Genomic DNA, 15,272 nt, shown 5'->3' with positions numbered 1-15,272 from the left:
GACGACAAGGGCAGCCCGCTACCCGGCGCTACCGTGGTGCTGAAAGGCGTGGCGGGCGTGGGCGTAACGGCCGACGCGGATGGCAAATTCTCGCTCTCGGTGCCCGACGCCAACGCCACGCTAGTGATTTCGTCGGTGGGCTTTGTGGCGCAGGAAGTAGCCCTAGGTGGGCGCACCACGCTCAGCATCAAGCTCGTGGCCGACAACAAGGCGCTGGATGAAGTGGTGGTAGTGGGCTACGGCACCCAGAAGCGCTCGGACGTGACCGGCGCGATTGGCTCGGTGAAAGCCGCCGAGCTGGTGGAGCGGCCGGTAGTGAACATCGCGCAGGGCCTGCAGGGCAAGGTACCGGGCGTGGACGTGTCGCTGAACTCGGGGCAGCCGGGCGCGGCGCCCGTGATTCGGATACGAGGCTACTCGTCCATCAACGCCGGCAATACGCCACTCTACGTGGTGGACGGCGTGTTTTGGGAGCAGGGCATTACCACGCTCAACCCCAACGACATCGAGAGCCTAGAGGTACTGAAAGACGCCTCGGCCACCGCCATCTACGGGGCGCGCGGCAGCAGTGGGGTTATCCTCATCACGACTAAGCGTGGGCGCAAGGGCAGCAGCCAGGTAAGTTACGACAACTACGTGAGCGTGAGTAAGCTGGCACGCAAGCTCGACGTGCTCAATGCCCGCGACTTCCTGGCCTTGGAGGACCTAGGCTACCAGAACGTGCAGAAGTTTGACCCCACCGGCTGGGCGGCGGGCAAGTACACCGCCCGCAACCCGCGCCTCAAGCGCCAGGCCCTGGCCAATCCCAATGACCCCAAGCGGTTGTTCGACGCCGACCTGAACCCGCTCTACGACGTGGACTGGCAGGATGCGGTGACGCAAACGGCGGTGGCCCAGAGCCACAACCTAGCGTTTTCGGGCGGCAGCGACCAAACGAATTTCGGCTTGTTTCTGAACTACACCAACGCGCAGGGCATCATGCGCGAGACGTACCAGAAGCGCTACTCGGGCCGCCTCACGGTGGACAACCAGGTGAAGGACTGGCTGAAAGTGGGCGCTACGCTGAACTACAGCAACATCGAGGATAAGATTGGCAACAATTTCGTGGGCGGCAACAACATCCCACGGATGATGATTGAGATGATTCCTATCGTCCCGACGCTGTACCCCAACGGGGTCTACGGCAAACGCCAGGACTACCCCGACATGGAGGGCGGCGACAACCCGGTGGCCATCACCCGTGAGGATGTGAACCTGACGCGCAACCAGGTCTTTGCGGCTAACCTCTACGCTAACATTATTTTCTCGCCCAACCTGAACTTCCGCACAGTATTTGGTGCTAACATCAGCTCGCAGTTTAACCCCACTTACGAGAGTAACCTTATCCAACTGCGGGCAGGCACCCAGAACCTAGCTGGCATTGGCGCCTACGACGGCAAGAGCATTCAGTGGCAGAACTACCTGACTTACAACAAATCGTTTAGCCAAGACCACGCGCTAAACGTCGTAGCAGGTGTTGATGCCCAACGCTTTCAGAGCCAGGGTATTTATACCGAAACCCAGGGTCTTTCAGACAACGCCTATGGGTATTACAACCTAGCGGCTGGTGCGACGCCACAGGTGCAGGGCACGTTTGGCGGCGCGGCTAACCAGTTTGACGCTAACCAGTTTCTATCCGTATTCGGGCGGGCGAACTACACGTACAAAGACCGCTACATCCTGACGGCGACGGCGCGCTCCGATGGTGCTTCGCGCTTTGGCGCGGCCAACCAGTACGGCTTCTTTCCATCGGGCGCCGTGGCTTGGCGCATTTCGCAGGAGCCATTTTTGGTGGGTAATAAGACGATTAGCGACATGAAGCTGCGCTTTGGCTACGGCCAAACCGGCAACAGCAATTTCGCCAATTACCAGTCGTCGGCCCGCTTAGGTACCAATAGCTACATCTTCAACGGGGTGCGCGTGGGCGGTACCACCTTAGGCTCTCTTGGAAACCCCGAACTAGGCTGGGAGCACGCCAGCCAGTACGACCTGGGCTTCAACCTGGGCCTGTGGCAGAACCGCGTCACCTTCGAGGCTGACATCTATACCCGCACGACCACTGAACTGCTGCTGGCCCGCCCGGTGCCGCGCACCAGCGGCTACAGCAGCATCTTCAGCAACATCGGCAGCGTGCGCAACCAAGGTCTGGAGCTAGCCCTGAATACGGTGAACATCCAGGGTAAGGACTTCACGTGGTCAACCAATTTCAATATCTCGTTTCTTAAAAACCGAGTGCTGGCCCTTGGGTCGGCGGGCGACGACATCTACCCCGGTCCTAACTTTTTGAACGAAACCAACGTGCTGCGCATTGGCCAGCCAGTAGGCTCGCTGTTTGGGGTGGTACGCGCCGGCACCTGGGGCACCGCTGAGGCCGACCAGGCCCTGCGCTACAACCGCCTACCCGGCGACCTCAAGTTTGTGGACCAGAACAACGACGGGCAGATTAATGACCTAGACCGCGTTATCATCGGCAAGGCCATCCCGACGGGCTTCGGCACCTTCAGCAACAACTTCCGCTACAGGGGCTTCGACTTACTGGTTGACATCCAGTTCACCTACGGCAACGACGTGATGAACCTCACGCACCACTCGGCCCTCGACCGTACCGACCAAGCCAACAGCTACTCGCGCGCCTACACCGACGCTTGGACTCCCGACAACCAGAACACGATGATTGCCCAGGTGCGGCCTTCCTACGTGTACTACGATTCGCGCATCGACTCCTATAAGGTAGAAGACGGCTCGTTCATCCGGGGTCGCAACGCGGCGCTGGGCTACAACTTCTCGCCCGAGTTGGTGCAGCGCCTCAAGCTAGCTCGCCTGCGGGTGTACGTGTCGGCTCAGAACTTCTTCTTGGCCACCAAATACAAAGGCTACGACCCCGAAACGTCGACCTACGGCAACGCTTTCGCGCAGGGCATCCAGTTCTTCGACTACCCCAAGGCGCGCGTGTTCACGGCTGGTCTCAACGTCACCCTCTAATTCTCCCACCCAGCTTTATTATGTTAGCACGTATTCGCTCCCGCGCACAGGCCACGGCCTTATGCACCGGTTTGCTACTGGCCGCTACCGGCTGCAAGGACTTCCTTAAGGAAGATAATCGCTCCTCGCTCACCCAGGACAACTACTTCACTAATGCTACGCAGGCCCAGTCGGCCGTGGATGGTCTCTACAACCGCCTGCGCATCATGAACACCGACAATGGCTACGGTGAGTCCATCTGGGTAGGCGTGGAGCTGATGGCCCTGCACGCCACTACCCTTGGGCAGAGCTTCAACAACAACCAGATTATCAACCAGACCATTGACCCGGCCAACCCATACTTTTCTAGCATGTGGAACAATGCTTACAACGGCATTGGGGCGGCTAACTTGGTATTGGCGCGCGTGCCAGCCATTTCGATGGATGAAACGCAGAAAAAGGCCTTGCTGGGCCAAGCCTACTTCATGCGGGCTTTTCTGTACTACCACCTGGTACGCCTCTACGGCGATGTGCCGCTGATTACGACGCCCATCGACGGCACCAGCCCCGACCTTTACCCTACTCGCGCGGCGCAGGCCGATGTGTACAACCTCATCATTGCCGACTTGCAGGCCGCCGAGCAGGCGGGCCTACCGGCCGTCGACCGCACGGGGCGCATCTCGCAGAGCGCGGTGAAAGCGCTGTTGTCTAGTGTATATCTCACCTCGGCTGGTTTCCCACTCCAGATTAAGGCCAACTACCAGAAGGCCGCCGACAAAGCTGCCGAGCTGATTGACGCCAACCAGTATCCGCTGTTTACCAACTACATCTCGCTGCATAACACGGCCGACAAAAATTCGGGCGAACTCATTTTGCAGGCGCAGTTTGCGTTTGGCATTGCTACCAATGCCATTAGTGCGCTCGTTATTCCCTACTTCGCGGGCGTTTCGCGCTACAACGATGAGTTTGGCGCCGTAATTCCGACGCCCGGCTTCTACGCCACCCACGAAGCCGGCGACCTGCGCGCCCAGGAGCAGCAGTTCTACTTCTCCAAGTATCCGTCCATCCGGGACCCCAGCGTGACAGTCAATTTTGGCACCCAGGCACTCTACAAGTACTTCCACGTGGAGAGCGCCCGCGGCAACGGCGTGGGCGACGAAAACTGGACGCTGCTGCGGATGCCCGAAGTAATGCTGATTTACGCGGAGGCCATCAACGAGGTGAGCGGCCCCAACACCAAGGCCTACACCCAAATCAACGCCATCCGGAACCGGGCCAAGCTGCCCGCGCTTAGCGGCCTCAGCCAGGATGCCTTTCGCACGGCAGTTTGGAAGGAGCGCTACCACGAGCTGGCCTACGAAAACAAGGCATATTTCGACATCCAGCGCACCCGCAAAACCTACAACGTGGCCGCCAATACGTTTGTGGACGTGGTGGGCTTTAAGGGTGAAGTTGGCCCGGCCTTCCAGCAGAAATACCTGCTGTGGGGCATCCCATCGGCCGAAATCAACAACAACAAAAGCCTGACCCAAAACCCTGGTTGGTAAGCAGGTACTAAGAAGCCCCGTAGCTAGTTGCCCCACCTAGGGGCCGGCTACGGGGCTTTTCTTTTCTCAGGCTTTAGCAATCTATCCGTGCTGCATTCCTTTCTCCTAGCTGCCGCCACCCTAGGGCTTTGGGCGGCCCCGGCCGCCGCCCAAAGCCCCGCTACGGCCGTACCCATCGGCCGCGACTCGCTCACGCAAAAGGGCTACACGCTGGTCTTTATCAACCAAGACCCCGCCCTGGCGCCCGCTACCAAGCAGCGCATGACGGATGCGTTCTTCAAGGTGTACCCGCAGGAGGCCAAGCGGTTCAATCAGAAGACGCTGCGCAAAGTCACGTTTTTTGTCAACCCGGCTTATACCGGCGTGGCGGCCACTGATAACGGCTTAGTCGACTATAACCCCAAGTGGCTGCGCGAGCATCCCGAGGACATCGACGTGGTGACGCACGAGGTCATGCACATCGTGCAGGCCTACCCTAACGACAGCGCGCCGGGCTGGCTCACCGAGGGCATTGCCGACTACGCCCGCTACGTGTACGGCGTAAACAACCAGGCCGGCAACTGGAAGCTGCCCGAATACAAGGCCGGCCAGAATTACACCAACAGCTACCGCATTATGGCGCGCTTCCTGGTCTGGCTCGACCAGCACGGCCACCCTAAGCTGGTGAACCAACTCGATGCCGCCGCCCGCACCCGCACCTACACCCCCGACATCTGGTCGCAGAAAACCGGCAAAACCCTCGATGAGCTGTGGGCCGCCTATGCCGCCCAGCCTGCCGTGCAGCTTACCTACCGCTAACGGGGACTATGGCTTGAGCGGCCGACCTAGGCGGTCGCTGAGCACGAACTGTTCCTACTTCTTACCTTTTCGGTGCCGCTTGCTGGCGGCGCTTCTCTCCCCCACTGAATGTCCAAACCTCTCTCCATACTGGCTTCCCTACTGCTGGCGGCGGGCCCGGCCCTGGCCCAAGGCCCCGCGGCCTCGACTGCCGCCGACCCCGCGCAGTGGGTCAACCCACTCATCGGCACCGACTCGAAGCCCAGCCTTTCCAATGGCAACACCTACCCGGCCATTTGCCTACCCTGGGGCATGAATTTCTGGATGCCGCAAACCGGCAAGATGGGTGATGGCTGGGCCTACCAGTACTCGGCCGACAAAATCCGGGGCTTCAAGCAGACGCACCAGCCTTCGCCCTGGATGAACGACTACGGCCAGTTTGCCCTCATGCCGCTCACCGGCAAACCGGTGTTTGACCAGGACGCCCGCGCCAGCTGGTACTCGCACAAGGCCGAAGTGGCCGAGCCCAACTACTACCGCGTGTACTTGGCCGACCACGACGTGACCACCGAAATCGCGCCCACCGAGCGGGCGGCGAGCTTCCGGTTCACCTTCCCCAAAACGGACAGCGCCTACGTCGTGATTGACGCCCTCGACAAGGGCTCGCACGTGCAGGTGCTGCCGCAGCAGCGCCGCGTGGTGGGCTACACCACCCGCAACAGCGGCGGCGTACCCCAGAATTTCAAGAATTACTTCGTGCTGGAGTTCGACCACGACTTTACCAGCACGACTCTGTACCAAGATAAAGTGGCTGCCGCGGCGGGCACGCTGGACGTGACGGCCAACCACGCCGGGGCCATCGTAGGCTTTCGCACCAGTAAGGGCGAGCGTGTGAATGCCCGCGTGGCCTCGTCGTTCATCAGCCCCGAGCAGGCCATTCTTAACCTAGGCGAGCTGGGTAAGAAAGACCTAGAGACCATTCGCCAAGAAGGCCGCGTGGCCTGGAATAAGGTCCTAGGTCGCATTGACATTGAGGGCGGCACGGCCGACCAGCGGCGCACGTTTTACTCGTGTTTGTACCGGGCACTGCTGTTTCCGCGCAAGCTCTACGAGCTCGACGCCGGCGGTAAAGTGATGCATTACAGCCCTTTTAATGGGCAGGTGCTGCCGGGCTACATGTACACCGATACTGGTTTCTGGGATACGTTTCGGGCGCTGTTTCCCTTCTTGAACCTGATGTACCCGGAGATAAACACCGAGATTCAGCAAGGTTTGGCCAACGACTACAAGGAGAGCGGCTGGCTGCCCGAATGGGGTAGCCCCGGCCTGCGCAACGTAATGGTGGGCAACAACTCGGCCTCCGTGGTGGCCGATGCTTACCTCAAGGGCATCCGGGGGCAGGACATGAACGTGCTCTACGAAGCCTTGCAGCACGGCGCCAACAACGCCGGCCCGCTCGATGCCGTGGGCCGCACCGGCGTGCAGTACTACAACAAGCTCGGCTACGTGCCCTACGATGTTAAAATCAAGGAGAACGCCGCCCGTACCCTTGAGTACGCCTACGACGACTTCGCCATCTACCAGCTGGCCAAGTCCCTAGGTCGGCCCAAGAAGGAAATCAACCTCTACGCCCAGCGCAGCCAGAACTACCGCAAGCTGTTCGACAAAGAGTCGGGCCTGATGCGCGGCCGCAACCAGGATGGCACCTTCCAAAAGCCGTTCAGCCCCTTTAAGTGGGGCGATGCCTTTACCGAAGGCAACAGCCTGCACTACACCTGGTCGGTGTTTCACGACATCCAGGGCCTGATGGATTTGATGGGCGGCAAGCAGAAATTCGTGGCCACGCTCGATACCGTGTTTACCCTGCCACCCGTGTTCGACGACTCGTACTACGGCGGTACTATTCACGAAATCAGGGAGATGCAGATTGCGGGCATGGGAAACTACGCGCACGGCAACCAGCCCATCCAGCACATGATTTACCTCTATAATTATGCCGGCCAGCCCTGGAAGGCGCAGTACTGGCTGCGCGAGGTGATGAACCGCCTCTACCTGCCCACCTCCGACGGCTACTGCGGCGACGAAGACAACGGCCAAACCTCGGCCTGGTACGTGTTCTCGGCGCTGGGCTTCTACCCCGTGTGCCCGGCCGTGAATCAGTACGTGCTCGGCGCGCCGCTCTTCCCCAAGGCCACCCTGCACCTGCCCGGCGGCAAAGACGTGGTGCTGAATGCGCCCCAGAACTCGGCCCAGAATCGCTACGTTAATCAGCTGACCCTGAACGGACAGACCTACGACAAGAACTACCTCGACTACGAGACGCTGAAGCAGGGCGCCACCCTCAACTTTGAGATGAGCGCCGTGCCTAACAAGACCCGCGGCACGGCCCCGAGCGCCGCGCCGTACTCGTTCTCGCCCGCCAAAAAGTAAAAACCACTGACGTCCGTCAGGCTCAGCTGGCGTCCGCTTGTCGAAGCATCTCTACCGCTTCATCCAAACCGTTCAACGGTGCGGTAGAGATGCTTCGACAAGCGGACGCCAGCTGAGCCTGACGGACGTTCTATTTTTGACCAGAATCTCCCGTTAAATCATGAACCGTCGCACTTTCGCCCACCAAGCCTCTCTCCTCGCCGCGGGCCTCGCCCTACCCTCTACCATCTTGGCTGCCGCGGCGCCCGCCTTTCCGGTGGTGCGGCCCGCCGCGGCCAAGCGCCGGTTTCGCAGCAAGGCCGTGGAGGCGGCCATCACCGAGTTCAAGAAAAAGGTGAAAGACCCCGAGCTGGGCTGGCTGTTTGAAAACTGCTTCCCGAGCACCCTGGACACGACCGTGACCTACGCCCAAACGGCCGGCCGGCCCGATACCTACGTCATTACCGGCGACATCGACGCCATGTGGCTGCGCGACTCGTCGGCCCAGGTGTGGCCCTATTTGCAGCTCATTGACAAGGACGCCGAGCTGCGCCAGCTAATTGCGGGCGTTATCAATCGACAGACGCGCTGCATCCTGAAGGACCCCTACGCCAACGCTTTTTACGGCGACGACACCAAGGTGGGCGAGTGGCAAACCGACAAGACCGCCATGCAGCCCGGCGTGCACGAGCGCAAGTGGGAAATCGACTCGCTCTGCTACCCCATCCGCCTGGCCTACCACTACTGGAAAAAAACCGGCGACGCCAAGCCCTTTGATGCCCAGTGGCAGCAGGCCATCAAAACCACCCTGCAAACCTTCCGGGCGCAGCAGCGCAAGGACGGCCTGGGGCCGTACCACTTCCAGCGCGTCACGGCCAACTCGACCGACACCCAGCCGATGAAGGGCTACGGCTACCCCATCAAGCCGGTGGGCCTCATCTGCTCGGCCTTCCGCCCCAGCGACGACGCCACGCTCTACTCCTTCTTGGTACCCAGCAACTTCTTCGCCGTGACCAGCCTGCGCCAAGCCGCCGAAATGCTAACCGCCCTGGCTCCCACCGAGGCCGCCACCGCCAAGGACTGCACCGCCCTGGCCGACGAGGTAGACGCCGCCCTGCGCCAGCACGCCGTGGTAAACCACCCGCAGCACGGCAAAATTTACGCCTATGAGGTCGATGGCTTCGGCAGCCAGGTGCTCATGGACGATGCCAACGTGCCCAGCCTGGTGGCCCTGCCCTACCTAGGCGCCCTGCCCACCAGCGACCCTATTTACCAGAACACCCGCAAGTTTTTGCTGTCCGAGGCCAACCCATTCTTCTTCAAGGGCACGGCGGCCGAGGGCATCGGCGGCCCGCACGTGGGCCAGGACATGATTTGGCCCATCGCCATCACCACCCGCGGCCTCACCAGCACCGACGACGCCGAAATCCGGGCCTGCATCCAGAGCCTCAAGGCCACCCACGCCGGCACCGGCTACATGCACGAGTCGTTCCACAAAGACGACCCCAAGAAATTCAGCCGCGCCTGGTTTGCCTGGGCCAACACGCTCTTTGGCGAGTTTCTGTGGAAAGTGTACCAGGAGAAGCCACAACTGCTGGCTTAGCAAGCGAGCGGCGCGAGGCACCTAGGGCCTTGGTACTGGACCGGTTCTTTCCGAATCAGCTAATCAGCATTGCTCCAACAACGCTGCGCCAAAGCATCTAAACCAGCGATATAAGGCAAAATAATTGACCTGTGGTTTTTAGCAGGATGAATTACCCGCCACCGTAACACCTACCAAGTGCAACGTTGTTTAATTAGCAACTAGCAGCCAAGGTGCTGACTCGCTTTTAGAATAAAGCGAGTTAGCACCTTTTGCTTAGTGAGCTAACGTCCATTTATGAGCCAGTTGCCAGGGCATTCGCTTCGGGAAGGAGATTAGACTAGCTTCGGCCTGTCTGAATAGACTACGCCTCAAAGATTAATTCCCGATTGAGCATGGCTCCCGCCATCATGCCGGCCGCTACCGCCGCGCCCACGGCCCGCATGGGGCTGGTAGCATCGCCCGCGGCATAAACACCTGGGACGCTCGTTTTCTGAAAGTTATCTACCGTGAGGTGGCCCGCAGCGGTGTGCGTGCAGCCTAGGGCCTGCGGTAGGGCGCAGTGCTGCTCGAAGGGCAGCCGGGCGTAAAGGGCCGCCAGCGCTACGGTGCGGCCATCAGCCAATTCAAGGTGCGTTAGGTAGCCAGCGTGGTGCAGTAGCTGCCGCACGGGCGTTTCTTCCACAACAATGCCGCGGCCGGCCAGCTGCTGCCGCGGCGCGGGCAGCAAGGCCGCGGGGCCGTCGGTAAAGATGGTTAGCTTATCGGTCCAGTTGCGGATGAGCAAACCCATTTCGACCGCCGTATCACCGGTGGCCAGGATGCCGGTGGGCTGCTCCCGGTACTCGTAGCCGTGGCAGTACGGGCAGTGAATAGCCGAGATGCCCCAACACTCGGCAAAGCCCGGTAGGGCGGGCATCAGGTCACGTATACCGGTGGCAAACAGCAGTTTGCGCGCGTGCAGCACCGTGCCGCTGGCCGTGGTGACAGCAAACGCATTATCCTCACCCATGGCCATTACGGCCGCTTCGTGGCGCAACTGCACGGTGGGGTAGGCCAGCACTTGCTCGCGGGCCACCGCTGCCAGGGCCGCGGGCGTGCTGCCATCCTGGGTCAGAAAATTGTGCGAGTGCGGCGTCTGGCGGTTGCAAGGCAGGCCACTGTCCAGCACCACTACTTGCCGCAGGGCGCGCCCCAGGACTAGGGCGGCCGACAGCCCCGCGTAGCTGCCGCCAACAATGAGTACGTCTACTATTTCGGTGGTATTCATGAATATAAAACCAGGTAAGTGTGGCCATACCACCTCGCTCAACATTGGGTAAGTGGTGACCTTTTCCGAGCTAGAAGAATGCTGCCGGCCGCACAAATGTATATGAGATTTTACATTTTGCAACATTGTTTCATTCCAAAAACAGCAACAAAATTCCTACTTCCCTTTGCCGTACTGGTGGAATCACTCGTTGCCCTACCCGTCTTAAAACAGAGATGGCCTTGCCCAACCCAAGTGCCTGCCCCGTAGCGCGAGCGCACTCCCACCCCAGAACCGATTAAAAATAAGGCCCGCGGCAACTTGCCTAAGCCTCCCGCCTGCGGACGCTGGCTTTCGGCCGCTCCCACACTGATGGACGGCGGCAGGCTAGCTCGCCCACCGTCTTTATCTCTGGTTTGGTTTTGGCAGAAAGGCAACCAACCATTGGCTTTTGGTCAGGGCGTGTTTGCGCCGGGGCCTAGGTAACCTATCGCCCGGCCACGAGCCTCTGGCCATCGTGCTGACACTTTTTGGCCCCTAGGTGGCGTACGTGCGCACGCCGAAGGGCCGGCCAGCAAGCGCCGAATACCAAGCCCGAAGTAGCCGGTAGCTAATGGTTAGGGCAGCGGGCGGTCCGAGAGCGGCAGCGTGACGGTAAAGGTGGAGCCGACGCCCGGCTGGCTTTGCACCGTGAGTGTACCGCCGGCATTGTCCACCATTTTCTTCACCATGTACAGCCCCACGCCCGACCCCGACACGTGGGTGTGCATACGCTTAAACAGCTGAAACAGACTACTCTGCTGCTTCGCCGTGAGCCCTAGGCCATTGTCTTGCACCTCCAGGGCGAGGTAGCCGGGGGCGGCCCGGCGGCAGCGCAGCTGCACCAACGGCGGCCGGTCAGGCGCCCGGTACTTGATGGCGTTGGAGAGCAGGTTGTAAAAAATGCTGCGCAGCAGCTTAGGCGACGCAAAGAGCACCGGGTAGTCTTCCAGGCTTACGTTGAGCGTGGCGCGGGCCGCCGTCAGCTCGGGCAGGATATCGAGGCGCACGGCTTCTACCAAGGCCGGCAGCTCGACCAGCTCGGTGGTGTGGTCCGTTGCCTCGGGTTGCAGCCGCGTCACGTCGGTGAGGTACCCTAGGGTTTGCTGGAAGCGCGCCACGGCCCCATCCATTAGCTCGAGCAGGCGCGGCACCAGCGCGGCTTGCCAGGCCTCCACGGGCAGCTCTTGGCGCAGGGCCAGCAGCAGCCCCTCAATGTTGGCAATGGGCGCCCGCAGGTCGTGCGAGGCCGAATACACAAAGATGTCTAGGTCGCTATTAGTGCGGGTGAGGCGCGCATTAGCGGTGGCTAGCTCCCGGTTGGTGGCCTCTACCTGGCGGCGGGCCAGCACCCGCTCGGTAGTGTCGACTAGGAAAGCCAGAATTCCCTGCGCCTGCCCCTGCTTATCGAACAGCGGCTGGTAGATAAAATCCAGGTAGCGCTGCTCGGGGCGGCCGGTGGCGCGGTCAAGCAGCTGCACGGGCTTGTCGGTGCCCGTCACGGGCTGCCCCGTGGCGTACACCTGGTCGAGCATAGCTACAAAACCCTGCTCGACCAGCTCGGGCAGAATCTGGTCTACGGTCTTATCCAACTCAACGCGTTGGGCCGACAAGGCCCAGTACTGGTCGTTGAAGAACGTGTAGCGGTGCTCGGGGCCGCTAAGCGTGGCCACGGCGGCGGGCACTTGCCGCAGTATCTGCCGCAGCAGCGTTTGCTGCTCGGCCAGTTGGGTGGCGTGCGCGGGCGCACCTAGGCCCTGCTGGGCCGCGGGCAGCGGCGCGTAGGGCGGCGCCGGCTCGCGGGCGCCGCTCGCGGGCTCGGCCGGCGCCTCGGCCACCGGGGCGCTATTGTGGGCGCTGCAGAGGCTAACGACCAGCAGCTGCTCGTGGCGCTGGGCGGCCGCAATGTAGTAGCCGCTGAGGCCATCGTGCTGGCACTGCCGGGAGCACTGCGCCACGGACCCCGCCAAAAACGCCTCGCGGTAAAACTCAAACACCCCCGCTTGCCGGGCCGCGGGAAAGAGCGTCAGGAAAGAAGCCGCCGGCTGCTCGGGCAGTTGCAGCAGCTGCTGAGCCGCCGGGTTGAGCCGCACCCAGTCGAAATCCTCAATCAGCTCGCCCGCGGCGCCGTAAACCGGCCGCAGCAGCATGGTACCCGTTGGAGAAATAGTCAGCAACACCTCCACCAGGCCGGCCGGATTAGCATCGCCGTCCGGCAACAGTCGGGGAACAGAATCAGCCATGTGGGAATAAAAAGCACGGGAAATGCGAGCATGCGAAGATACTGGGACGAGTTGCTTAGGCTCGCCAAAATCACCTTAATTAAACTAAGTTTTTTACTGTTTTTACAAAGAATAATACTCCCTCAACACTAGCCCTGCGCTCCGCGCGCGTAGCGGCTTGCCGGGGCTGCTGGCCCCGGGTGAGGCGGCAGCCTTTTTAAGCCATTCTTACCGAAGGAATAGTAGCTGAGCTAGAACCAATTGCCGTTTCCTGCGCAGCCCTAGGCTCTGCTGCCGCCCCGGTGAGGCCAATGATTAGCCCTAGGGTGGGCCGGGGCGTGCAGCGAGCGGCCGGGCTGGTAAGCAATGGGCGGCGGGCGGCAGTGAGCACCCGGAAATACTGAACAATCAACGGCCGGGGAACGTCATGCGTTACTGCGCTCAGCAATACTATTTCCCATGCTAGCGCAGCACCCCCGATGGATAATGCTTTTGTGCTGGATTTTCTGCGCCGCTTAGCGGCCAACAACAACACGGCTTGGATGCAGGCGCACCGCGCCGAGTACCTGCGCGCCCGCGACCACTTTGCCGCGCTCGTGACGGAGGTGCTGCGCCAGGCCACGCCGCTGGCGCCCGAGCTGGCCGGCCTCACGCCCGCGCAAGCAATGTTTCGGCTGCATAAAAACGACCGCAGCCAAACCGACCCTGAGCCCTACAAGCGGCGCTTTGGCTCGGGCCTGGTGCCGGGCGGGCGGCACGCCCCGCGGGCGGGCTACTACCTGGCCCTGAGCCCCGGCGGCCACTCGTGGCTGCGGGCGGGCCGCTTCACCCCCACCCCGCCCGAGCTGGCGGCCATCCGGCAGGAAATCCACTACAGCAGCGACGAGTTTCACCGCCGGCTTGAGGATGCGGAACTGCTGCGGCACTTCCCCAACGGCCTCGACAGGAGCGGCGAGCAGCTGACGCGCCCGCCCCGCGGCTACGCCGCCGACGACCCCGAGCTGCCTTCGCTCAAGCTCAAAAGCTTCGGCGTGGGGCGGCTTTTTACGGATGAGGAAGTCCTAGGTCCCGATTTTATCGCGAGCGTGGTGGCGGGCATCGCGGCGGCCCGGCCGTGGGTCGAGTTTCTGAATACGGCGCTGGAGGCATGAGGTAATTGGCGTAATGGGTAATGGGATTAATGTCGTTCTGACTAGCCGAACGGTATTACTCCCATTACCCATTACGCCAATTACCTCATGCCTAAAACAGCCCGAACAGCTTGCCGTTGATGCGCTCGATGATGTCGCCCAGGTCCTCGGGGCGCTTCACGTAGTCGAGCTCGTTCACGTCGATAATGAGCAGCTTGCCTTCTTTGTAATTGGCAATCCACTGCTCGTAGTGCTCGTTGAGGTTGCGCAGGTATTCGATGCTGATGGAGTTTTCGTAGTCGCGCCCGCGCTTCTCAATCTGGCCGATGAGCTTGGGCAGGTCGGCGCGCAGGTAGAGCAGCAAGTCGGGCGGGTTGACGAGGCCAATCAGCGTCTCAAACAGGGCGTAGTAGTTCTGGTAGTCGCGCTCCACGAGCTGGCCCGACTCGTGCAAGTTGGCGGCGAAAATGTGCGCGTCCTCGTAAATTGTGCGGTCCTGAATCACGCTTTTCCCTTCCTGCACCAGCTCTTTAATGCGCTGCGTCTGCCGGAAGCGGCCATTCAGGAAATACACCTGCAAGTGAAACGCCCAGCGCGGCATGTCGGCGTAAAAATCCTTGAGGTAGGGATTATCATCTACGTCTTCCAAAAATACTTCCCAGCGAAAATGCTGGGCCAGCTTGTGGGCCAGCGTGGTTTTGCCGGCTCCGATGTTGCCGACGATGGCAATGTGCATGACGTAAGTGGTCCTGTTGGGAGGCTAGTTGAGCCCAAAGGTAGGGCCGCCGAGCCGGCCGGGACCCTTGGCGCGGTCGCTCACGCCTGGGCTGGGTTGCCCTATTGGGCGGCCACCGTCGGGCGGCCCGGCACGCCTGCACCAGCCCGCCAGGTTACCCCTTAGCGTCGCCGCCCGGCCCCTACCCAACGCGCAGACAACGCCTTAGCTAAATAGCCGCCCCGGCTCTGGCCTGGCAGATGAACTAGCGGGCTAGTCCATTTACCGAGCCAAAGCCGGGGCGGCTGCTCAGGATAACACTTGGGTAGTTAGCGGGCCTTATAGCGAGCGCGCAGCTTTCTGAGGCCAAATGCCACCCCGCTGGCCAGCAGCAGCGAAGCGCCGCCATCCAGCGGCACGGCGGCGGGGTCGGGGACCGGGCTAGGGGTCGGCCCCCCTGTGGACGCTTGGGCCAGGACTGGGGTAGGCGCGAGCACTACGCACACCAGCGCACTACCTAGGAAAAACAGGAACGCATATTTTTTCATTTGAATAGAGGCTAGGAAATTGGGTAATCCTAGCCCAGGCTACGCAGGGCAGCC

10 protein-coding genes are annotated in these 15,272 nt (G+C 61.2%); 6 read left to right on the top strand and 4 right to left on the bottom strand.

What is annotated here, in order from left to right; translation table 11 throughout:
- The 5 genes from ACFSDX_RS07940 to ACFSDX_RS07920 form a co-directional block, all read left to right on the top strand.
- The coding region (locus tag ACFSDX_RS07940; RefSeq protein WP_382312763.1) for a SusC/RagA family TonB-linked outer membrane protein at nucleotides 1-3,021 on the top strand (3,021 nt) is incomplete at its 5' end.
- Between the two features lie 20 nt (nucleotides 3,022-3,041).
- On the top strand, nucleotides 3,042-4,547 hold the full coding sequence (locus ACFSDX_RS07935) for a RagB/SusD family nutrient uptake outer membrane protein (protein WP_382312762.1): 1,506 nt from the start codon (nucleotides 3,042-3,044) through the stop codon (nucleotides 4,545-4,547).
- Nucleotides 4,548-4,634: 87 nt separating this feature from the next.
- On the top strand, nucleotides 4,635-5,345 hold the full coding sequence (locus ACFSDX_RS07930; protein WP_382312761.1) for a basic secretory protein-like protein: 711 nt from the start codon (nucleotides 4,635-4,637) through the stop codon (nucleotides 5,343-5,345).
- Nucleotides 5,346-5,453: 108 nt separating this feature from the next.
- On the top strand, nucleotides 5,454-7,754 hold the full coding sequence (locus ACFSDX_RS07925) for a GH92 family glycosyl hydrolase (RefSeq protein WP_382312760.1): 2,301 nt from the start codon (nucleotides 5,454-5,456) through the stop codon (nucleotides 7,752-7,754).
- A gap of 160 nt (nucleotides 7,755-7,914) precedes the next feature.
- Nucleotides 7,915-9,336 carry a glycoside hydrolase family 125 protein gene (locus ACFSDX_RS07920; protein ID WP_382312758.1) on the top strand — a complete coding sequence of 474 codons (1,422 nt, stop codon included), beginning with the start codon at nucleotides 7,915-7,917 and terminating at the stop codon, nucleotides 9,334-9,336.
- A 343-nt stretch (nucleotides 9,337-9,679) separates the two neighbouring features.
- On the opposite strand, the gene ACFSDX_RS07915 is transcribed toward ACFSDX_RS07920, so the two are convergent.
- Together ACFSDX_RS07915 and ACFSDX_RS07910 are read right to left on the bottom strand one after the other, a co-directional pair.
- Entirely contained in the window at nucleotides 9,680-10,585 is a 906-nt protein-coding gene (locus ACFSDX_RS07915; RefSeq protein ID WP_382312757.1) for an NAD(P)/FAD-dependent oxidoreductase, read from the bottom strand.
- 596 nt (nucleotides 10,586-11,181) lie between these two features.
- Nucleotides 11,182-12,846 carry a sensor histidine kinase gene (locus ACFSDX_RS07910; protein WP_382312755.1) on the bottom strand — a complete coding sequence of 555 codons (1,665 nt, stop codon included), beginning with the start codon at nucleotides 12,844-12,846 and terminating at the stop codon, nucleotides 11,182-11,184.
- A 458-nt stretch (nucleotides 12,847-13,304) separates the two neighbouring features.
- Between ACFSDX_RS07910 and ACFSDX_RS07905 the strand changes: the two genes are divergently transcribed.
- The gene (locus tag ACFSDX_RS07905) at nucleotides 13,305-13,976 is read left to right on the top strand and encodes a DUF2461 domain-containing protein (protein ID WP_382312754.1); all 672 of its coding nucleotides are present in this window, start codon (nucleotides 13,305-13,307) and stop codon (nucleotides 13,974-13,976) included.
- Between the two features lie 91 nt (nucleotides 13,977-14,067).
- Here the strand turns inward: ACFSDX_RS07905 and ACFSDX_RS07900 are convergent, their stop codons facing one another.
- Together ACFSDX_RS07900 and ACFSDX_RS07895 are read right to left on the bottom strand one after the other, a co-directional pair.
- Nucleotides 14,068-14,691 (bottom strand): deoxynucleoside kinase, encoded by a 624-nt coding sequence (locus ACFSDX_RS07900; RefSeq protein WP_382312753.1) that lies wholly within the window; start codon nucleotides 14,689-14,691, stop codon nucleotides 14,068-14,070.
- Nucleotides 14,692-14,999: 308 nt separating this feature from the next.
- Complete coding sequence (locus ACFSDX_RS07895) at nucleotides 15,000-15,218, bottom strand: PID-CTERM protein-sorting domain-containing protein (protein WP_382312752.1); 219 nt, start codon at nucleotides 15,216-15,218, stop codon at nucleotides 15,000-15,002.
- Nucleotides 15,219-15,272: the final 54 nt, after the last annotated feature.

The sequence above is a fragment of the Hymenobacter bucti genome (assembly GCF_042681145.1).
GTDB classification, from domain to species: Bacteria; Bacteroidota; Bacteroidia; order Cytophagales; family Hymenobacteraceae; genus Hymenobacter; species Hymenobacter bucti.
This window is presented reverse-complemented; position numbering and strand designations above follow the sequence as displayed.